This window comes from Streptomyces sp. NPDC045022 (assembly GCF_056432605.1).
Genome location: NZ_JBWKIR010000006.1, coordinates 185,687 through 205,831, shown reverse-complemented (window position 1 = coordinate 205,831; position 20,145 = coordinate 185,687). Strand labels below are relative to the sequence as shown.

20 protein-coding genes and 1 pseudogene are annotated in these 20,145 nt (G+C 71.9%); 11 read left to right on the top strand and 10 right to left on the bottom strand.

Going from position 1 to position 20,145, the window contains the following annotated elements:
* Positions 1-10: 10 nt before the first annotated feature.
* Both AC07C1_RS13950 and AC07C1_RS13945 read right to left on the bottom strand, forming a co-directional pair.
* Positions 11-1,018, bottom strand: a complete 1,008-nt coding sequence (locus tag AC07C1_RS13950) for an urea transporter (protein ID WP_478938903.1) — start codon at positions 1,016-1,018, stop codon at positions 11-13.
* A gap of 133 nt (positions 1,019-1,151) precedes the next feature.
* Positions 1,152-2,135 carry an NADPH:quinone reductase gene (locus AC07C1_RS13945; RefSeq protein WP_478938902.1) on the bottom strand — a complete coding sequence of 328 codons (984 nt, stop codon included), beginning with the start codon at positions 2,133-2,135 and terminating at the stop codon, positions 1,152-1,154.
* Positions 2,136-2,353: 218 nt separating this feature from the next.
* On the opposite strand from AC07C1_RS13945, the gene AC07C1_RS13940 reads away from it, so the two are divergent.
* The gene (locus AC07C1_RS13940) at positions 2,354-2,590 is read left to right on the top strand and encodes a hypothetical protein (RefSeq protein ID WP_478938901.1); all 237 of its coding nucleotides are present in this window, start codon (positions 2,354-2,356) and stop codon (positions 2,588-2,590) included.
* Between the two features lie 229 nt (positions 2,591-2,819).
* Here the strand turns inward: AC07C1_RS13940 and AC07C1_RS13935 are convergent, their stop codons facing one another.
* The 4 genes from AC07C1_RS13935 to AC07C1_RS13920 all read right to left on the bottom strand — a co-directional run bounded on the left by AC07C1_RS13935 (position 2,820) and on the right by AC07C1_RS13920 (position 6,616).
* On the bottom strand, positions 2,820-2,975 hold the full coding sequence (locus tag AC07C1_RS13935; protein ID WP_468604676.1) for a DUF6131 family protein: 156 nt from the start codon (positions 2,973-2,975) through the stop codon (positions 2,820-2,822).
* Between the two features lie 109 nt (positions 2,976-3,084).
* A complete protein-coding gene (locus AC07C1_RS13930; RefSeq protein WP_478938900.1) occupies positions 3,085-4,428 on the bottom strand; it encodes an MFS transporter in 1,344 nt (447 codons plus the stop codon).
* Between the two features lie 169 nt (positions 4,429-4,597).
* Positions 4,598-5,041: a DNA-binding protein gene (locus AC07C1_RS13925; protein WP_478938899.1), complete on the bottom strand. Its 444-nt coding sequence runs from the start codon at positions 5,039-5,041 to the stop codon at positions 4,598-4,600.
* A gap of 81 nt (positions 5,042-5,122) precedes the next feature.
* Positions 5,123-6,616 (bottom strand): long-chain-fatty-acid--CoA ligase, encoded by a 1,494-nt coding sequence (locus AC07C1_RS13920; protein WP_478938898.1) that lies wholly within the window; start codon positions 6,614-6,616, stop codon positions 5,123-5,125.
* 161 nt (positions 6,617-6,777) lie between these two features.
* Between AC07C1_RS13920 and AC07C1_RS13915 the strand changes: the two genes are divergently transcribed.
* A complete protein-coding gene (locus AC07C1_RS13915) occupies positions 6,778-7,944 on the top strand; it encodes a PucR family transcriptional regulator (protein WP_478938897.1) in 1,167 nt (388 codons plus the stop codon).
* Positions 7,945-8,295: 351 nt separating this feature from the next.
* Here the strand turns inward: AC07C1_RS13915 and AC07C1_RS13910 are convergent, their stop codons facing one another.
* A complete protein-coding gene (locus AC07C1_RS13910) occupies positions 8,296-10,491 on the bottom strand; it encodes an MMPL family transporter (protein WP_478938896.1) in 2,196 nt (731 codons plus the stop codon).
* A 292-nt stretch (positions 10,492-10,783) separates the two neighbouring features.
* On the opposite strand from AC07C1_RS13910, the gene AC07C1_RS13905 reads away from it, so the two are divergent.
* Together AC07C1_RS13905 and AC07C1_RS13900 are read left to right on the top strand one after the other, a co-directional pair.
* Positions 10,784-11,806: a MerR family transcriptional regulator gene (locus AC07C1_RS13905; RefSeq protein ID WP_478938895.1), complete on the top strand. Its 1,023-nt coding sequence runs from the start codon at positions 10,784-10,786 to the stop codon at positions 11,804-11,806.
* 26 nt (positions 11,807-11,832) lie between these two features.
* Positions 11,833-12,477 carry an FMN-binding negative transcriptional regulator gene (locus tag AC07C1_RS13900; protein WP_478938894.1) on the top strand — a complete coding sequence of 215 codons (645 nt, stop codon included), beginning with the start codon at positions 11,833-11,835 and terminating at the stop codon, positions 12,475-12,477.
* A 45-nt stretch (positions 12,478-12,522) separates the two neighbouring features.
* Here AC07C1_RS13900 and AC07C1_RS13895 read toward each other — a convergent pair whose 3' ends face one another.
* Positions 12,523-13,146 (bottom strand): histidine phosphatase family protein, encoded by a 624-nt coding sequence (locus AC07C1_RS13895; protein ID WP_478938893.1) that lies wholly within the window; start codon positions 13,144-13,146, stop codon positions 12,523-12,525.
* Between the two features lie 272 nt (positions 13,147-13,418).
* Here AC07C1_RS13895 and AC07C1_RS13890 point away from each other — a divergent pair, with 272 nt between their 5' ends.
* Both AC07C1_RS13890 and AC07C1_RS13885 read left to right on the top strand, forming a co-directional pair.
* Positions 13,419-14,105, top strand: a complete 687-nt coding sequence (locus AC07C1_RS13890; RefSeq protein ID WP_478938892.1) for a hypothetical protein — start codon at positions 13,419-13,421, stop codon at positions 14,103-14,105.
* A gap of 210 nt (positions 14,106-14,315) precedes the next feature.
* Positions 14,316-14,612, top strand: coding sequence for a hypothetical protein (locus tag AC07C1_RS13885; RefSeq protein ID WP_478938891.1), 297 nt, complete (start codon positions 14,316-14,318; stop codon positions 14,610-14,612).
* Here AC07C1_RS13885 and AC07C1_RS13880 read toward each other — a convergent pair.
* Together AC07C1_RS13880 and AC07C1_RS13875 are read right to left on the bottom strand one after the other, a co-directional pair.
* Positions 14,557-15,141, bottom strand: a pseudogene (locus tag AC07C1_RS13880) (DUF3558 family protein); the annotation flags it as partial. The gene AC07C1_RS13885 and the pseudogene AC07C1_RS13880 overlap by 56 nt on opposite strands.
* Before the next feature lie 42 nt (positions 15,142-15,183).
* A complete protein-coding gene (locus tag AC07C1_RS13875) occupies positions 15,184-15,927 on the bottom strand; it encodes an FAD binding domain-containing protein (RefSeq protein WP_478938890.1) in 744 nt (247 codons plus the stop codon).
* Positions 15,928-16,113: 186 nt separating this feature from the next.
* Here AC07C1_RS13875 and cpt point away from each other — a divergent pair, with 186 nt between their 5' ends.
* From cpt to AC07C1_RS13850, 5 genes are all read left to right on the top strand, one after another.
* A complete protein-coding gene (gene cpt, locus AC07C1_RS13870; protein ID WP_478939029.1) occupies positions 16,114-16,635 on the top strand; it encodes a chloramphenicol phosphotransferase CPT in 522 nt (173 codons plus the stop codon).
* 428 nt (positions 16,636-17,063) lie between these two features.
* Positions 17,064-18,035 (top strand): alpha/beta hydrolase, encoded by a 972-nt coding sequence (locus tag AC07C1_RS13865; protein WP_478938889.1) that lies wholly within the window; start codon positions 17,064-17,066, stop codon positions 18,033-18,035.
* A 19-nt stretch (positions 18,036-18,054) separates the two neighbouring features.
* Positions 18,055-18,774 carry an alpha/beta fold hydrolase gene (locus tag AC07C1_RS13860; protein ID WP_478938888.1) on the top strand — a complete coding sequence of 240 codons (720 nt, stop codon included), beginning with the start codon at positions 18,055-18,057 and terminating at the stop codon, positions 18,772-18,774.
* Positions 18,775-19,133: 359 nt separating this feature from the next.
* Entirely contained in the window at positions 19,134-19,271 is a 138-nt protein-coding gene (locus tag AC07C1_RS13855; RefSeq protein WP_478938887.1) for a hypothetical protein, read from the top strand.
* Between the two features lie 110 nt (positions 19,272-19,381).
* Entirely contained in the window at positions 19,382-20,131 is a 750-nt protein-coding gene (locus AC07C1_RS13850; protein ID WP_478938886.1) for an SDR family oxidoreductase, read from the top strand.
* The last annotated feature ends 14 nt before the right edge of the window (positions 20,132-20,145 follow it).

The window sequence follows — 20,145 nt, the reverse complement described above, 5'->3', positions numbered from 1 at the left end:
ATGTCGCGAGCTACGGCGTCGAAGTGACCGCGGCCCGCGTCCGACTCGGCGGCGGAGCCTTGTCCCGGCCGTGGCTTCGGCCGGTCATGCGCGGGAAGGCGCGGGCGGCCAGCAGGAAGCCGAACGTCGTCAGCACGAACGGCCAGGTGAGCGCGTGAGCGCCGGACGGGGCGAGCAGAGCGGCGACGGCCGGTGTGACGGCGGTCGCGGTCGCGGCGCCGAGCAGCGCGTACAGCAGCGTCGCGGGGGTGGCCGCCAGGAACACACCGCACAGCGCCAGTGCCACGAGCACCGCGTTGCAGCCCATCGTGCCGTCGGCGATCCGTGTGGCCGGCGCCCCGAGCGCCCAAGCCGTCAGGATGCCGGTCGCGCTGCCGGCACAGGCCGCCATACCCGCCACCCGGCTCGCCAGGAAGATGCCCGCGAGCAGCAGAGCCCCCGCGTACCACTGATCGAGGAAGAAGACCTGGGACACGTTGCGGAAGAACGCTCGCCACACATCGTTCAGGCCGAGGGCGCTGGATCCGGAGGCCGCGCCGGGCAGGGCGGCGATGGTGTCACCGTGGGGCCGGATCCGCCGGAAGGCGGGCGCGGCGACGGTCACCGCGCCCGCCAGCAAGCAGTACGGCATGGTCAGCGCCGGCAGGTTCCACACGTGGAGCAGCCGGACCACCGCTGCCGTGACGACGGTGGCGACGACGCCCCCAGCGGCGGCGAGGAGCACGGTGGACGGTCTGCCCGCATCGAGGAACACTGCGAAACACAGTGCGGTCAGGCAGGAGTTGAAGCCCTCCAGCCCCACCTGCACCCGGTCGCGGGACACGCCCAGCAGACATGCGGTGCCGGTGCCCAGGGCCGCGCCGCCCAGTCCGTAGGCGCCGTACCGCCAGTCCGCCACCACCAGTGCCAGGCCGAAGACGGCGCCCGTCCACGCGTTGCCCAGGAACATGACCTGGGCGAGGCCCCGCAGCGCGTACGGCCCGAAGTCCGGCCCGTGTCCGGGACCGACTGCTCCCACCCTCGTGCGGCACCGCAAACTCAGACCTCCCCCACGTCGCCTTTTCCGCTGTGCGGCATGACGTTTCCGTCATACGATATCCGCTGGCGAAGAGGTCGACGTCCCTGCCCCTTCCCGCAGCTGGTCAGCGGGTTCAGGCCGGGTCCGTGCGCAGGACGACGCGCGTCCCGCGCAGTTCGCCCTTCTCCATCCGGGCGTGTACGTCGCCGGCCGCGCTCAGTGGGTGGACCTCGATCCTCCGCGGGCGCAGGGCCCCCCGGCCGAGCAGGTCATTGACGCAGGCGGCGGCTTCGGCGAGTTCGTCGGGGGTCGCGTGCGAGATGACGAAGCCGACGACGGAGCGGTCGTTCATGTACAGCCGGCCCGCCGGCAGCACGGGGCGGGTCCGGGCCCCCGACAACAGCACGACACGGCCACGACGGGCGAGGAGATCGACCGCGGTCTCCAAGTCGTTGACACCCGCCGTGTCCAGGTACAGGTCGAGGCCCGACGGCGCCGCCTGGCGGATCTTCGGTACCAGATCCGGGTCCCGGTAGTCGAACACCTGGGCCGCGCCCGACTCCGTGCAGTACTCCGCGTCCCGCGCGCCGGCCGTGGCCAGCACACGGGCACCGGCCCGCGCCGCCAGCGTCACCAGGGCGCTGCCGACATTGCCTGAGGCGCCCGCGACCAGCACGGTCTCGCCCACCCGGATGCGCCCGTGGACGAACAGGGCGAGATAGGCGGTGGCCGCCGGATGGAACACCGCCACCGCCGCGTACGGATCCACTCCCTCGGGCAGGTGGTACAGCCGGTCGGCCGCCACCACCGCCTGTTCGGCCGCGGCGCCCTGCCGGCCCCCGTGTCCGAGGCTGTTGCACCACACCCGGTCCCCGGCCCGGAACCCGACTGCTCCGGGCCCGGCCTCGGCGACCGTGCCGACCAGGTCACGGCCGACGACGAAGGGGAAGTCCACGTGCGTACGGAAGACACCCGACCGGACGAAGGTGTCCACGGGGTTCACCGCGGTGGCCCGGACGTCCACCAGTACGTCGGTGGGACCGGGCCGGGGAGCGGCGATCTCGCCGTACCGGATGACGCCCGGCGAACCCAGCTCCTGAATGAACGCGGCACGCATGAGTCGCATCCTTGATCTCCAGCCTTGCCGGCAAGTCCTCGGGGCGCGCGGGTCGCCGGCCCGCTGTGTCGGTGGTGCCCCTGACCGATGGCGAACTGGATGCCCTCGGGTTCGCCCTGGGTGCGCTCGTGTGAGCCGATTCCTCCCCCGCGACCGGCCTGCCGGGCCGCCCGGCTCCCGCAGTCCCGTGGACGGGTCACGGCCCGCCCACCGCGGGTGTGCCCGCGCCCGCCGCAGCGGGCCTGGCGCAGGCGAAGGGCGCGGTGCCGATGGGCCTCGCCCCGGTCTGCGACAACATGCCCGACCCGGTCAAGGCGGCCGTGGTCGAGGACGGCCATCAGGCGTTCAGGAACGGGGTCCACACCTCCGTGCTGACCGCCAGTGCGCTGTGCGTCGTCAGCGGATCGCCGGCCGTGGTGGGGGTGCGGCGCGCCCGTGGGACAGCCCGTCACTGACCGGCGGCGGGCTCCAGGTCCGGGGCGGGGAGTACGCGGCGCTCACTCGCTCCCGGGGAGCGAACGGACGTCGAACTTGACGGCAGGCCCATCTTCGCCGAGAGGGTGGCCCGCCCCGCCGGCCGGCGTTCAGGACCCCGCGCAGGGGCGCTGGACGTGGTCGGCGGGGCGGTGACCCCGGGCGGTCGGTGCCGGACCTCCGAGGATGGGCGGCCGGAAGGGCGTCCGGTCACCAATAGTGCCGTCGGCCGGCGACCGCGTGACCCATGGAACCCAGGATCCACAGGACGGCCCCGATCACCACCAGGATGATGCCGATGGTCCACAGGATCGATATGCCCGTGAGGAATCCGATGATGAGCAGGATGATGCCGAGGGCGATCATGACGTGCCTCCTGCCGATAGCAGTGCTTCTGCTCTCCGTGTGCCCCCAACCGGCCCGTACTTGCATACGAATCAGCAAAGCTTTCGGGGCGACGCGGCTGGGCCGTGCCTCATGCGGTCCGATGATCCTTCTCGGGTCGTGAGGCGAGGGCGACGGGCACCAGCAGGAGTCCACAGGCGGCGACCAGGAGCCAGCCCTGGTGGGAGGCGCGGGCGAGCCCGGCGGGGCTCGTGCCCGCGACCAAGCCGCCGGCCAGGGCGATGCCGAGTGCGGCGCCGAATTGCCGGGCCGTGGAGGTGATCGCTCCGGCCACGCCGGCCTGGGCGGGGGGCAGTCCGCCGACCGCGGTGTTGGTGATCGGGGCGTTGGCGAAACCGAACCCGATCCCGATGAGGAGGTGGGCGAGGAGAAGCAGCAGCAGGCTGGTGTGCGGGGTGAGTCCGATCAGGCACAGCGCGCCGACCGTGATGAAGGCACCGGCCAGCAGCAGTGGCCGGCGCGGTCCGATGCGGCCGACGAGGCGGCCGGACCAGGGTGCGCAGACGGTCGCACCGACAGCCATGGGCAGGGTCGCCGCCCCGGATGCCAGGGGCGTGAAACCGCGAGCGTGCTGCAAGTAGAGGGTGTTGAGCAGCATCGTCGCGTTCAGCGCGACGAAGACCGCCACGGCGCCGAGGACCGCCCCGCTGAACACGGGATCGCGGAAGAGGCGCAGGTCCATCAGTGGTTCGTGCCGCCGGGACTCCACCCGTACGAATCCGGCCGTCGCCGCGGCGGCGAGCCCGTAGGCGGCCAGCGCCGCAGGTGCTGTCCAGCCGATGCGGGGGCCCTCGATGAGCACGCCGACCCCGACCCCGATGACCACGGTCAGCAGGGCCTGCCCCGGAACATCGAGTCGACGTGCCCGCGGCGCCCGCGACTCGGGCACGAACACCGCGCTGAGCACGAGTGCGGCCACGATGACCGGAGCGTTGATCCAGAACAGCGCACGCCAGCCGAGCCCGGCGACGAGGGCTCCGCCCGTGACCGGGCCGACGGCCATGCTGAGCCCGAAGACGGACGCCCAGATGCCGATCGCCTGCGCTCGCCGCCGCGGGTCGGGCATCGCGTTCACCACGATCGCGAGCGCCACGGGACCGAGCATCGACGCGCCGATCCCCTGCACCGCCCGAGCCGCGACGAGCGCTGCCACGGACGGGGCGCACGCGCAGACCAGCGAGGCCGCGCCGAACACGGCCAGCCCGGACCGGAACACCCGACGGCGTCCGAACCGGTCCGCCAGCGCACCGGAGGAGATCAGCAGAGCGGCCAGGACGATGGTGTACGCGTCCACGGTCCATTCGAGACCGTGCGTGCCGACGCCCAGACCACGGCCGATGGCGGGCAGTCCCACATTGACGATGGTGGTGTCCAGGCCCACCAGGAACATGCTCAGGCAGCAGACGGCCAGCACGGTCCAGGCTCTGCGTGTACTCAGAACGGATTGGGCGGGATGAATCGTTGTCGCGGTCACGGTCGGCCTCTCACATCCGGAAGTCCTGCCGGTCAGGCTCCGGCAGGGCGACCGTCGCCGACCAGCGTTTTTGCGAGGACCGCAAAAGCACGGACGAAGAGGCGACCGGCTACTCGGCGGCTTCCTTCTCGGCCGCGCGGCCGGCGAGGCGTTCGTAGCGCTGCCTGGCGGCTTGCGGAGTGCCGAGGCCGAGGCCGAAAGCGATCTCGTGCCAGGTCATGCCGCGGCCGCGCGCCATCCGGAGGAGCGCGGTCTCCAGTTCGTCCATCTCTCCGCGGACCAGCGGCACGAGGCTCAGCGCGGCGGTGATGTCTGTGCGGTCCACCTCCGGTTCCCCGTCGTCGAGTTGAGCGGCCCCGCTGAGCAGGAACGACACGAGCCGGACGGCCTCGTGGGGCCCGAGGACCGAGGGGTGGACCTGCCGGCGACGCTGGTCGTCCGTGGCCGCATGCCGCTCGGCGATGCGGAACAGCGAGCTGTACACGCGTTCGGCTCGCGCCTGCTCGGGCTGCGGGGGCGTGAAGGGATCGGTGTGACCAGGGGGGGATGACATGAGTCGATGGTGAGGGAAGGAACGGACCAACGTCAACTATGCGTTGTAAACAAGTTGTTCATAAACTCGGTTCCCCACTCCTCAGGTTGGTGGAGCGGCGATCTCGCGCTTGAGGATCTTGCCGCTCGGGCCCATCGGCAGGGCGTCCGTCACCCATATCCGACGCGGGTACTTGTAGGCGGCGACCCGGTCCCGGACGAACCGCTGGAGTTCCCCGGTGTCCGCCCGGGCGCCCGGCCGCAGCACGACCGCGGCCGCCACCTCCTCGCCGAGCCGCTCGTCCGGCACGCCGAGGACCGCGGCGAGGGCGACCGCGGGGTGCTCGTGCAGGACCTCCTCGATCTCGCGCGGGTAGACGTTGTAGCCGCCGCGGATGATGAGGTCCTTCTTCCGGTCCACGATGTAGAGGTAGCCGTCCTCGTCCCGGCGGGCCAGGTCACCGGTGCGCAGCCAGCCGTCGGGCATGACGGCGGCGGTGTCCTCGGGACGGTTCCAGTACTCCTTCATCAGGTTCGGTCCGCGCACGGCGAGTTCACCGACCTCCCCGGGTGCGACGTCCCGGCCGGTGCCGTCGAGCAACCGCACCTCCACGTCGCGGACGGGGGTGCCGACGGACCCGGCCTTGCGCGGGCGGTCGGGGTGGTTGAAGGAGACGACCGGGCTGGTCTCGGACATGCCGAAGCCTTCCAGCACCATGCAGTCGAAGCGCCGTTCGAAGCCGTGCAGGACCTCCACCGGCAGGGAGGCACCCCCCGAGACGCACATTCGCAGGCTGGACACGTCGGCCGCGGCGGCGCCCGGGTGCTGGAGCAGTGCGGCGTACATCGTGGGCACGCCCTCGAAGACGGTGGCCCGGTCGCGGGCGATGGCGTCGAGGACGGTCTGCGGCTCGAAACGCGGCACGAGGGTGAGCGACGCGCCGCTGCGCACGGCGACGTTCATCGTGCACGTCTGCCCGAAGATGTGGAACAGCGGGAGGCATCCGACGATCACGTCCTCGGACGTCATCCGCTGCACTTCGCTGACGTTGACCTCGGTGTTGTGGCGGATCCCGGCGTGGGTGAGCGCGGCGCCCTTGGGGCGGCCGGTGGTGCCCGAGGTGTAGAGCAGCACGGCGATGTCGTCCCCGGCGGTGGCGGCCGTCTCGTAACGCGGCTCCAGGCGCGCCAGTTCGGCGGCGAAGGCGGCGGGTTCGACCGCCAGGTGCCGTACCCCGGCGGCCGCGGCGCCCGCGGCGCCCTCACCGGGCGCCCGGTGCCACTCGAGGAGCAGCGCGGCGCCGGAGTCCCGCAGGTGGTACTCGGTCTCGCGTTCCTTCAGCAGCGGATTCATCGGCACGATGATGCCGCCGGCGCGGAGGACGGCGTAGTACAGGACGACGAACTCGGGCACGTTGGGCAGCATCAGCGCGACCCGGTCGCCGGCGCGTACGCCCTCGGTGTGCAGCAGGGCTGCGGCGTGGGCGCTGAGCCGGTCCAGCTCGGCGTAGGTGGTGGTCACCGTGCCCAGCCGCAGCGCCGGGCGCTCGGGCAGTCGCCGCGCCGTGTCAACCAGGAATTCCGCCAGGTTGGCCATTCATGCCTCCTTGCATGCGTGCTCAAGGGCGTTCACGAGGTCCCGTCGTCAACGCTCACGGCATGGTGGCCCGCACCTTCGCGGGCGTCCATGGCGGTACCGACAGTTCGGGCGTCCCGGTGTTGTTCCTCGAGCCAATCGAGGGGCCTTACGCTGCGGGGATGGGTCTGTCGAGTGTGGGTGCCGCCCTGCGTACGCGGCTTCCGGAGCTGGGTGAGCTGATGACCGAGCGCATACGGGCGGAGGTCGAGTCGTACGCCGATGACGCGCTCATCCCCTTCTCCTCGCTCAGGGAGTCCTGCGAGGGCAACGCCGACCTGCTCCTCGCGCGTTTCGCGTTCGGTGCCGGGCCCGACGTCGGGGCCGCGCAGCAGACGGGGCGGTTGCGCGCCGAGCAGGGCGTGCCCCTGGCGGACACCCTGCACGCCTACCGGGTCGGTTTCGAGTTCCTGTGGTCGGAGCTGGTCGACGAGGCCCGCAGGCACCCGGACGTCACGGACGCCGAACTGGTGGCCGGATCGTCGGAGATCTGGGCCCTGTTCGGCCGCTACGCGGAGGCGGTGGCGGCCGCCTACCGGGAAGCCAGCGCGGAACTGGCGCTGCAACGCGAGGCGCGCCGCTCGGCCCTGGCCGAGGCACTGTTCACCGGCGCCCTCGCCGACCGCACGACGCCGTGGGAGGCGGCCGGGCAGCTCGGTCTGCCGGAACGCGGCCCGTACGCGGTCGTGGCCGCGTCCGTGCCCGACCCCGGCCAGGAGCCGTTGCCCGGTATCGAGGCGGCACTGCGCCGGTCCGGGGTGCCGTCGGTGTGGCGGCTGCTGCCCGACCAGCAGATCGGCCTGGTCGCGCTCGCGCACCGCGACGCGGAGTCGGTGAGCCTGCGGGCGCTGCGCCGCCGGCGCGCGCGGGTCGGCGTCAGCCCCACGTTCGACACGCTGCGGGACACACCACAGGCGCTGCGTTTCGCCCGGCTGGCCCTGACCGGGCTGCCCGGCGACGGGCCGGGGGTCACCCGCTTCGACGACAGCCCGCTGGCCATGCTGGTCGCGGCGGCCCCGGCGGAGGCGAGCCGTCTGGTCGAGGTGTCCCTGGGGCCCCTCCTCGCACTGCCCGTGGCAGAGCGCGCCCGGTTGCTGCAGACGCTCGGGCACTGGTTCACGTCGGGTGGTGTGGCCGCCGAGGCCGCGGAACGGCTCTTCGTCCATCCGAACACCGTGCGCTACCGCCTGCGCCGCGTCGAGGAGTTGACGCAGCGTCCGCTCTCGGACCCGATCGCCCTCGCCGACCTGGGCGCCGCGCTGTACGCCCTGCGCCTGCTGCCTTCCTGAGGCGGTGCGGGCGCGTGCGGGCGCAGAGGTGGCTTCGAGCGGGCCGTGGGGCCGGGAAGGTCTGGTCGCGGTGATGCGCCGCGTGTCTCAGCGGGGCGCGTCCATGCGTTCGGTGCCGATGAGCGCATGAGCCTGAACGCCGCCGCACCGGCCGCGCCGAGGCTCTGGCGCGAGGTGCGCCGGGGGCGGTTCTGCCGGGCCGCGCGGCCCGGCAGAACCGTCCCACTACTCTGCCGCCAGGGCCCTTCCTCCGGATCGGGCCGGCTCAGCCGACGGCGTCTCCCGGCCGGACCGGGCGCGGCCCGGTACGCGCCAGGGGCCCGCGACCCGGCATGATCCGAACGAGAGGCCCTAGCTGCGGCGCCCTGCCGTATCGCGGGCGACCGCGTCCTGGCCGTCATCGCCGCCGGCCGGTCCCGAACCGTCGGTCGCGGTACCCGTGCCGGCTGTCGTCACCGCCGCCCGGTCACCGTGCCCGGGCCACCACGCCGCGTGGCCGATCAGCGCGGTGAGGCTCGGGGTGAAGAACATCGACATGACGAAGGCGGCGACCGCGATGCCGAAGGAGACCGCGAAACCCATCTCGGTCAGCAGCGCGTTGCCGGCGAGCATCATCGTGGCGAAGGTCGCCGCCAGGATGAAGCCGGCCGCTGCCACGGTCGGCCCGGCGTGCCGCAGCGCCATGCCGGCCGCCTCACGCGGGTCACGGCCCTCGCGGGCCTCCTCACGGAGCCGGGCGATCATGAGGATGTTGTAGTCGGTGCCGATGGCGACCACGAAGAGATACATGATCACCGGGAGCATGAACATCAGGCCCGAGTGCCCCTGCCCCTTCTGGAAGATCCAGACGGTGGCACCGAGGGTGGCGCCGAAGCCGAGGCCCACCGAGGCGATCAGATACCAGGGGGCGACCACGCTGCGGAGCAGCAGCCCCAGGATGACCATGATCAGGAGAGCCGCGACGGGGAAGACGGTGCGGTAGTCGTGGTTGACCGCGGTGTCGATGTCCTTGTAGATCGACGACATGCCACCGACGAGGGCCTCGGTGCCGTCGGGGGCGTCGGAGTGGGCGACGTCGCGCACCCGCTCCACCGCGTCGATCGCCTTGTCCGTCGACGCCTCGTCGGTGAGCGTGACGGTGAAGTCCGCGGTGGTGCCTGCCTTGTTCACCTGGGTCAGCCGGGCGTTCGCGACGCCGTCCACGGCCCCGAGCTTCTTCGCGTACGCGTCGAAGGAGGCCTTGTCCAGCGGCTTGCCGCCGGTGCTGGACAGGTAGACGTCGGTGGGTGCGGCGGCGCCCGCGGAGTACGCCTTCTGCATCTCGTCCTGGACGACCATGGACTCCTTGGTCTTGGGCATGGAGCCGGACGCCAGGTCGAACGTGGCGTGGAAACCCAAGGTGCCGAGCGAGAGCACGATCAGGACGAGGCCGGACAGCGCGGCGGTCAGCGCCGGGCGGCGCTGCACGCCACGGCCGAGGGCGGCGAAGCGGGCGTTCTCCGGCTCCTTCTGCCAGGACTTGGAGGGCCAGAAGACCTTCGGTCCGATGAGGGAGACCACGGCCGGGATCAGCGTCAGGCCCGCGACCAGGGTGACGGCCACGGCGATGGCGAGCGCCGGGCCCATCTGCTTGAGGAAGCCGAGCGTGGACAGCACCAGCGCGAGGAAGGCGATGATGACGGCGCCCGCGGCCGAGGCGATGGCCTCGCCGACCCGGCCGACCGCGTTCACCATCGCCTCCTTCGGTTCGTCACCGGCGCGCAGCCGTTCCCGGTAACGGAACATCAGGAACAGGAAGTAGTCCGTGCCCACGCCGAACAGCACGACGATGAGGATCGACGAGATCGAGCTGTTGGCCTGCAGGTCGAACAGCTTGGTGGCGTAGGCGATCAGCCCGTTGGCGATGGCGGACACCAGGCCGATCAGGACCAGGGGCAGCACCGCCAGGATCGGCGCCCGGAAGATGATCAGCAGCGTCACCAGGATGATCACGAAGGTGCCGACGCCGATCAGCGTCTGGCCCCGCTTGGAAGAATCCTCCTGGTCGAGGGCCTGCGCGGCGGAGCCGCCGAGCTTGACGTCGAGATGGGTGCCCTTGGCCAGGTCCTTGACGTCCTTGCGCAGCACCTTGGCCGCGTCGGCCTGTTTGGGCTGGCCGGCGTTCCTGCTGTCCATCTGCACCAGGGTCAGGGCGTACCTGCCGTCCTTCGACGGCTGGCCGGGGACGACCTTCTGCACCTGGTCAATGTGCTTCTTGCCCAGCTCGGAAGTGATCCGGGCGACGTCCTTCTGGTCGGCGTCGGTCAGTTTGCCGCCGTCGGTGCGCTGGTACAGCGCGATCGCGGACGGGGTGAAGGCGCTGGGGAACGCCCTTTCCTGAAGATTCGCCGCTTTGATCGACTCGTAACTCTTGGGCAGGAAGCTGCTCTCGTCACTGTTCGAGGGCAGACTCGGAGCGGTGGCAACGATCGCCACCGCGGCGATCAGCCATGCCACGATCGTCCAGACGGGATGTCGGACGACGGTGGCGCCTATTCGTCGGAACATGCGGAAGGTCCTCCTGGGGCAGGAAGATCACCGCAACCCGGGGAGCGGTCCCTGGCATCGGCGACCCCGACCGGCTCGCGTGCAACGGGCCGGTCACACGGTTGTCTTGGTCTCACATCGTAGTGACCGGGCGTCAAGCTCGTGTCGGCGGACGGTTCCTGCCGGCCTCGACGGGCGGGTCGTCAGCGCCTCGGGCCGACCTGTGCCGTGCGCGGCTCACACCGCGACCACCGGACCGCCGCTTGACCTTGCCCCGGAGGGCAGGGTTTAGCGTACGAGCGAGGTGAACGGCATGAGGATCAGTGAGCTCGCCCGGCAGGCCGGCGCGACGATCAAGGCGGTGCGGTATTACGAAGCGCTGGGGTTGGTCACACCCGAGCGCCTCGCCAACGGCTACCGGAACTACACCGAGGACGACGTACGTCTGGTGCGGGAGATCAGGACGCTGCACCGGCTGGGGATCCCCGTCGAGCGCACCCGGCCCTTCCTCGAGTGCCTGGCGGCCGGCAGCCCGCACGCCGACGACTGCCCCGCCTCACTGGCGAGCTATCGCGAGGCCATCGACGAACTCACCGGGCGTATCGAGGCCCTGACCGCCCGCCGCGCGACGCTGATCGCGAACCTCGACGCGGCCGCCCACCGCGGCAGCACCGTCGAGCCCCCCGGGGAGACGGGAGCGCCGGGCGAGGACTACCTGGCCCTGCCCGCGGACCTGCCCGTCCCGGAGGACGACGGCGCCGCGGACCACCTGCCGGGCACCCGGGTGCCGCCGATCACCCTGACCGACACCGCGGGCAGGGCGATCAGCCTGGACGCACTCGGGCCCCGCCGCACGGTGCTCTATGTCTACCCCCTCACCGGCCGTCCCGGCACCGATCTGCCCGAGGGCTGGAACTCCATTCCCGGAGCCCGCGGCTGCACGCCCGAGACATGCGGTTTCCGTGACCATTTCCAGGACCTCCTCGAAGCCGGCGCCGGCCGCGTCTACGGGCTGTCCAGCCAGGACACCGGCTATCAGAACGAGGTCGTGGAACGGCTCGGGCTGCCCTTCGGCATGCTCTCCGACCCCGCGCTCGGCCTGGCCGACACCCTCGGCCTGCCCACGTTCGAGGCCGGCGGGGCCAGGCTGTTCAAGCGTCTTACCCTCGTCGTCCGCGACGGCGTGATCGAGCACGCCTTCTACCCGGTCTTCCCGCCCAACGAACACGCCCAGCAGGTCCTGGCCTGGCTGCGCGACAACCCCCTGCAGGGCTACGGCGCAGACCGACGGCTCCCGGATCTGCCTGCCGGGACATCCGCGAACGCCCCTTCATGACGACTGCCCGGAAAGGCTGACCGCGCATGTACGTGCCCACACACTTCGCGCCCGACGAGGCCGCCGTCCATGACCTGCTGGCCCACCACGGCGCGTCCGACCTGATCACCATGACCCCGCAGGGCCTGCTGGCCACCCTGCTGCCCTTCGAGTACGACCCGGACGCGGGCGAACAGGGCGCCCTGATCGGGCACATGGCGCGCGCCAACGACCAGTGGCGTGAGCCGGTGCGGGGCGACGCGATGGTGATCGTCCGGGGACCCGAGGCGTACATCACCCCGTCGTGGTATGCGACGAAGGCCGAGCACCACCGGGTGGTGCCGACGTGGAACTACGTGACCGCGCATGTCTACGGGCAGTTGGTGGTGCACGACGACCCGGCGTGGATCGAAGCGCAGATGCGCCGCCTGACCGACCGGCACGAAGCCGCCAACGCCGAGCCGTGGTCCGTCGACCAGGCTCCCGCGAAGTACATCGAGGGGCGGCTGCGCGCCGTCGTGGGCGTCGAAGTGGTCATCAGCCGCGTCGAGGCGAAGTTCAAGCTGAGCCAGAACCAGCCGCGGCAGAACATCGAGGGTGTCATCACCGGCCTGGAGGCCCGGGGCCGGACCCAGGACACCGCGTTGGCCGCCGCGGTCCGTGCCCACACCCCGCACGCGACCACGCCCTGACGACCGCCGCGGCCACTCGCCGGCGCCCTGCGGTCGTCCGGGCCGTCAGGCGCGCAGTTCGGGCGGGAAGCCGGTCCAGCGCAGGTCAGGGGGAAGGTGTCCCATGTCGTTCTGGAAGAGGACGGAGGGGGCGCGGTCGGGGGCGTAGCGGATGACGGTCAGTGAGGCGTTGCCGTGGTTGAGTCCCATCCAGCGCCAGGCCGGTGCGTCCAGCGCGTCCCGGACGAGCCACGCGATGAGGAAGTTGTGCGTGACGACCAGCTCGTGCCGGGGTTCGTCACCGCTGACCGGTCCGGTGAAGTCGGCGAGAGCCCTTCGAGCCAGCCGCGGCCCGTTCTCGCGCTCCTCGGCCGGGAACTGGGTCAGTCGGGCCAGCATGGCGTCGGCGAATTCCGACGGCAGTTCTTCTCGTGCCGGCAGGTACGGGAGGTAGTCACCGGCGGGCTCCGAGGACCGCACGGGAACCTTGTCCAGCCGGTCGCCGATCAGCCGTGCGGTCTCCTCCGCTCGCGGCAACGGGCCGTGGTGGATGGCTGCGAGAGGGGTGTGACGAAGCCGTTCACCCAGGAGTTCCGCCTGCCTGCGGCCGGTGTCCGTCAGCTTGCTCTCGTCCGGCGATGCCTCTCCGTGCCGGGCCAGGTACAGGTAGCGCGGGGCTGTTCCAGCCATGTACGGGTTTCCTTCTTCCATCAGCGTGCACGCTCTCGCAGTTGATCGGATGGACGCCGACGTTCACGGCCTGGTTCCCTGCGGCGGACCGGTCGGGACACACATACGGGTCCGTGAACTGGACGAAGGCGAGGAGCAGGTGAGCCGAAGCAAGTGGAAACGGGCCTACCGGCCCGTATGATCCGGGTATCGGGCACCCCGCAGTACCCCACTCCTGCTCCCCGCACGCCGCGACCGGCCGCGGGGCGCACACGGTTACGAATGGAGGACAGATGCCTGAGACCACCGCATCCGTCACCGAGATGACATCGCACTATGTCGACCAGGTGGCCGGCGACCTCGAACGGAACGTCAAGGAACAACAGCGCATCACGGCCGAGATCGCGGCCCTTCAGGAGCAGTTGGCCACGCTGCAGCGCGATCACACCGTTCTGGTGAACATGCAGCAGGCGCTCGGTGTCGCGCCCTCGGCCGGTACGGCAACCGCCGAGCCGGACAACCCGGTTGTGCCCTCCCCGCGGAAGAAGTCCGCCGCCGAGCCCGGCAAGCGCCGTACGGGCAAGGCGGCAACGGGCGAACAGTCCGGAACCAGGAAGCGGACCGCCAAGAAGACCGTGGCCAAACCCGTGGTCAAACCCGTGACCAAGCCCGCGGCCAAGCCCGCGGCCGGGAAGGCGGCTTCCACGGCGGCTCAGCCCACGCTCGTCGAACTCGTCCGCGGTCATCTGGCGGTACAGAGCGAACCCCGCTCCGCAGCGGAGGTCGCCGAGGCGCTGGGCCGGGCCCACCCCGATCGGGAGATCCAGACCAAGGTCGTACGGACCACGCTGGAGAACCTTGTGGCCAGGAACGGTGCACAGCGCACCAAGCAGGGCTCCTCCGTCTTCTACACGGTCCCCAACGCCCCGGAGGCGACGGCTGCGAGCGAGGACCGGGCAGAGCCCCCCGCTGCCGAGTAGGGGGATCCTGGTCGACGGGCATGTCGGGGCCGGAGTCGGCGCGCGGCAGAGTCAGGCCGCGCGGGTGCGGTCCCCGCGGGTGTCGTGCGGTGGGCGGCCGGCGGCGGGGGATGTGCCGTCGAACTCCTCGTCCCGGAGTACTCCCGCCGTGCGCAACCGGCGCCATTCGCGGGGCGCGTGGCCGTACGCCCCGCGGAACACCCGGCTGAAGTGGGCGGCGTTGACGAAACCCCAGCACTGGCCGACCGCCGACACCGCGGGTGCGGTGCTGCCGCCGCGGGCCAGCTCCCATGCGCACGGGCGTGGACGACGGAAGTCGGCCCCCGCACCCTGCTGACCGAGGTACGCCCGGACGGCACCGCCCTCTCCTTCCGCCTGCGCGTCCCCTTCTTCGGCGAGAACATGTGGGTCCAGGGACCACCCGCCGCCCTGCCCGGCAGCGGGGTCGCCTTCAACGTGGAGGGTTCCAGTGTGGTGGCGACGGTACGGGTGGTGCCGGTGAACTGAGGCGGGGCACAGCCTCAGCGCCGGGCGCGGCGCGGTCGACGCCCGGACGACACGGCCCAGGCGTCACAACTCGGGCACCATGGCCGCGTCGCGGTGCGGCCGGCAGGGGCCGATGACCACGCGCCCCGTCAGGAGGACAGCCTGCCGCGACGACCCCCGCGGTCTTCTTGGCGATGTCGCAGGTCTGCGCAGGGTTGTCGCCTGCCGTGACGGTGACGCGCACGAACTCCTGTGCGGTCACGTCGAGCGACACCGCGCAGGCCGTCGCCGCTCCGGCCTTGGTCTGCGTCATCACCGCCCTGCGTCCGGCGACATCGGACAGCGCTTCGGCCTCCGAGCTGTGAAACTCCATGTCGTGGACGTCCGCGCCGCCGTCGTCGATCTCGACCGCGTAGTCGTACCCGCTGCACGTCGGCCTGCCCGGGAGGGCCTGCGTCGTGGGCTGGGCGACGCTGTCCTGCTCGAGCTGCGGCACGTCGGCGGCTTTCAGCAGGGTGCACGGATCGACGCCTGCGAGGGGTGTACCCGTTTTGCCGTCGCCGGCACTTCCGCCTCGCGTGGGCGAGACCGCCTAGTCGGACGGGCGGAGGCCGTTCCGGTCGCCGCGGCCCTCCAGCAGACCGGTGACCTGCGGGCCGACGACCTCCCATGCGGCGGCCGGCAGGTCGCCGAGCGCCGTCCCCCGCAACGCGTGAAGGGCCCGCCCGGCGTCGGTGTCACCGGTGGTGCCACCGCTGAACACGTCATAGCCGTCGCGGACGGCGACCAGCAGACGGCCGGCCGCGCCGTCGCCGGCGTGCAACGCCGAGGCGACGGCGAGCGGCGGCGCGCCGCCCGCTTCGGCCGGCAGCTTGCGGTACGCGGAGGCGATCGGCGCACGCCACTGGAGGCTGAGCAGCGCGGGACGCTTGGCCACCACTTCGGCCAGATCCGTCTCGTGCACGCCGTCGGAGTCCAGGACCTTCGCCCGGGCGTCCAGGACCAGCGCCGCGGGCAGCAGACAGCGCAGCGTGCTGCCGACGAGGTTCCCGCCGACCGTCGCCGTCCGCCGTACGGCGCCGGTGCCCACTGTGGCTGCCGCCAGGCGGAGTACGTCGGGCACCCGGTCGTCGATCCGGCTCAGCACCACGGCGGCCCCCACGGCCTCCCGCCCGATGATGTTGGCTTCCGGCAACTCGCGCAAGGACACGGCGAGTTCGGGGAAGCCGTCACGTTGCCAGGTGGCCCACACGAGGGTCGCCCCGCCGATCGGCACAGCGCCCGCGGCCAGACACTCCTGCGCTTCGGACACGGATGTGGGCAAACGCAACAGCACGGCGGCCGACCTGCCTTTCTGGGGAGTTGGGGTAATGGGCGGGTAGTTCGTTGGCCACCGCCTCGCCGACAGTCGCAGTGTTCTCGCCCAGGCGGGGGCGCGTCCAGGGCTCACACGCGCACGCCGTGCGCCTCGTCGGCGGCAGTCCGCCAGGTATCGGCCTAGTGTGGCGGTGTGAGGCCTCAGATGATCGTGCTCAACGGTGGTTCCAGTTCCGGGAAGTCCGGGTTGGTGCGGTACCTGCAGGCCGTACTGCCCGAGCCCTGGCTGGCGTTCGGGATCGACTCGCTCGTCGACGCGATGCCGGCGAAGACGCGGACGGCGGACGAGGGCATCACGTTCGCGGACGACGGCGAGGTGCGTGTCGGAGCGGACTTCCGCGCGCTGGAGGCCGCCTGGCGGGAGGGCATCGCGGCCATGGTCCGGTCAGGCGCCAGGGTCATCGTCGACGACGTCTTCCTGGGAGGAGCGGCCTCTCAGGAGCGGTGGCGGAAGGCCGTGGACGGACTGGCCGTTCTATGGGTCGGCGTCAGGTGTGACAGCGCCGTCGCCGCGGGGCGTGAGATCGCCCGGGGGAACCGGGTCCAGGGCATGGCCGCGTCGCAGGCGGACCTGGTGCACCAGGGGGTCGTCTACGACCTGGAGGTGGACACGACGCACACCGAGTCCCTGGTGTGTGCGCGGACCATCGCCGACCGCGTCGGCTGAGGCGGACCGGGGTGCGCGCGTGGGACGGAGCGCGTGCCGGGATGCGGTTCGACGTCCTCGGCCCCGCGGCGGGTGACGCGGGAAGGCCCCACTGACCGCCGAGCACCTGCCGGCATGGATGACACGTTCGCAGTACCCCTTTCCGAATCGAACGGAGCATGCACGGGCCGGCCGCGGGCCTGTGCCGTCACGTCGGGTCCGGCGGTTTCCGTCGTGTCCCCGCTGCGCGCACCGGTCCGTTCCCCGGAGCGCACCGCGTGCGCAGCCGGACGAATCCGTGCACTGTGGGTACACCGGCGGTACGCTCACGGGCAATTTGCCTGCGCTCGGCCGATTTACGGTGGCGATCAGCGGCGCCGGACCAGTCAGCGACAAGCCCGGCTCGTGTGCCGGATCTTCCGGCAGCCCAGGGAATACGAGGAGAACCGATGTCCGATGCCGTAGCGCCGGTGCAGCCGGTACTGGAAACCGCCGCAGCCGAGTTCGCGGAGGCGACCGCCAGTCCGCCGTACCTGTTCGACCTGCCGCCGGCCGAGGGCCGTAAGACGGTCGACGAGGTGCAGTCCGGCGACATCGAGAAGCCGGCTGTCGACGAGGAGTGGATCACCGTCCCGGGCGGTCCCACGGGCAGCGTCCGGGCGCGGATCGTCAAGCCCGCCGGTGCCACCGGCACCCTTCCGGTCATCGTCTACATCCACGGCGCCGGCTGGGTCTTCGGCAACGCCCACACCCACGACCGGCTGGTGCGCGAACTCGCCGTCGGCGCGGAGGCCGCGGTCGTCTTCCCCGAGTACGACCTTTCCCCCGAGGCCCGCTACCCGGCCGCCATCGAGCAGAACTACGCCGTCGCCCAGTGGGTCGTGGAGGGGGGCGCGGCCAAGGGGCTCGACGGCTCGCGGCTGGCCGTGGCCGGTGACTCCGTCGGCGGCAACATGACCGCCGCGCTCACTCTGATGGCCAAGGAGCGCGGGGGGCCGGCCCTGGTCCAGCAGGTGCTGTTCTACCCGGTCACGGACGCGAGCTTCGACACACCCTCCTACCACCAGTTCGCCACCGGCTACTACCTGCGCCGCGACGGCATGCAGTGGTTCTGGGACCAGTACACGACCGACGAGGCCGAGCGCGCCCAGATCACCGCGTCCCCGCTGCGCGCCACCACCGAGCAGCTCCGGGGCCTGCCGCCGGCGCTGGTCATCACGGGTGAGGCCGACGTGCTGCGCGACGAGGGCGAGGCGTACGCGAACAAGCTGCGCCAGGCCGGCGTACCCGTCACCGCGGTCCGCTTCCAGGGCATCATCCACGACTTCGTGATGCTCAACGCCCTGCGCGGAACCCACGCGGCCCAGGCGGCCATCGAACTGGCCGTCCGCACCCTGCACACCGCACTGCACACCGCCTGAGACAGGAGACAGCACCCATATGACCGCCTCGACTCCCACCGTCGTCCTCGTCCACGGCGCGTTCGCCGACGCCGCCGGCTGGTCCGGGGTCGTCGAGGAGCTGCAGCGCGACGGCATACCCGTCATCGCGCCGCCCAACCCGCTGCGCGGCCTCGCCACCGACGCCGCCTACATCGCCTCCGTGGCCGCCCAGATCGACGGCCCCGTCGTCCTGGTCGGCCACTCCTACGGCGGTGCGCTCATCACGGTCGCCGGCACCGCGGAGAACGTGGTCGCGCTCGTCTACGTGGCCGCCTACGTCCTGGAGGAGGGCGAGAGCCTCGGCGAGTTGCAGGGCCGCTTCCCCTCGTCGCCGCTCGTCAGCAACCTGAAGCAGTGGACGTACCCCGTCCCCGGCGGCCAGGACGCCGTCGAGGTCACCATCGCCGCGGACGCCTTCCCGTCGGTGTTCGCCGCCGACGTGGACCCCGAGGTCACCAAGGTGCTCGCGGTGGCGCAGCGGCCGCTCGCCGCGGCCGCCTTCGAGGAGACCGCCTCCGCCGCCGCGTGGAAGACCAAGCCGTCCTGGGCGCTGGTCGCCGGCGCGGACCAGGCGATCAACCCGGAGGTCGAGCGTTTCGGCGCGAAGCGGGCCGGGGCGACCGTTGTCGAGCTGGAGGGCGCCTCGCACGCGGTCGCCGTGTCCCGGCCCAAGGACGTCGCCGACCTCATCCGGGACGCCGTCCGCGCGGCCGGCTGACGACCCGCACGGACATCGCCCTTCCGCCGGCGCGGGAGGGCGAGCCGGGCTCAGGGTACGGGTTGTCCGGTCCCCGCCGCGTCCGGCGCCAGTGCCGCGAACGGCAGGCCGGCGAACAGCACACGCCGCCGACTTCACCGACGGCATCAGCGAACCGCCGCGGCCTCGACACAGCCGCGGCCCGGCATCCCGGGCATCCTCGACCACGACCGGCCGCAGCCGTGGAACACCAAGGTGCGGAAGCCCGGACCGCAGCACTCCCGTGTACCAGCCATCCACGGACACCCGACTACACGAAGCTCTTCCCGGGGCCTTCCCGCCGGCGGGACCTGCTGCGGCCGGAGGATCAGTCGGGCGGCGTGGCAACCGTCGCCCGGCGCTGGGGTTTCGTCGGCGCCAGCCACTTCAGCCGCTCCTTCCGCGCCGCCTACGGGACACCCCGGGACCGGCAGGCCGACGGCACGACCGGTGAACCGGGTATCGCGGTCAGCGTGTGAGCCTCGCGACCGTACCTCGTTCACCGAGCCGCTCCCCTGCCATCCCCTGGCCCGGGGTCCACGTCCGTACGCCGCCAGCGTCCTCCGGGGCCGCCCGGTGGAATGAGCACATGAAAACGCAAGCGATCCTGAACGGAAAGACGGCCCTGGTCACCGGCGGCAGCCGGGGTATCGGTGCGGCGACGGCGCTGCGGCTGGCGCGCGAGGGCGCGGACGTGGCCGTGACCTATGTGCGCGGCAAGGACGCGGCGGCGGAGGTCGTACGGGCCGTGGAGGCGCTGGGACGGCGGGCTGTCGCCCTCCGCGCGGACTCCGCGGACGCCGAGGAGGCGGTGGGCGCGGTGGGGCGTGCGGCCGAGGCGTTCGGCGGGCTGGACATACTCGTGAACAACGCGGCGGCCGGCCTGATGGGGCCGCTGGAGGACATGTCCCTCGCCGACGTCGACCGCCTCCTCGCCGTGAACGTCCGAGGAGTGTTCCTGGCCGCCCAGGCCGCCGCCGCGCTGATGGCGCCCGGCGGGCGGATCATCACCGTCGGCAGTTGTGTCACCCGGCGCGTACCGGGCCCCGGCGCCACCCTGTACGCGATGACCAAGTCGGCCGTCACCGGGCTGTCGCAGGCCCTGGCCCGGGAGCTGGGCGGGCGCGGGATCACGGCGAACGTCGTGCACCCGGGCCCGATCGACACCGACATGAACCCCGCGGACGGTCCCCATGCGGAGGCCCAGGCGGCCATGACCGCCCTGGGCCGCTTCGGCACCGCCGAGGAGGTGGCCTCCACGGTGGCCTACCTCGCGGGACCGGAGGCGAGGTATGTGACGGGCGCGGAGTTCTCGGTGGACGGCGGGTACGCCGCGTGACCGGGCGCGGGGCG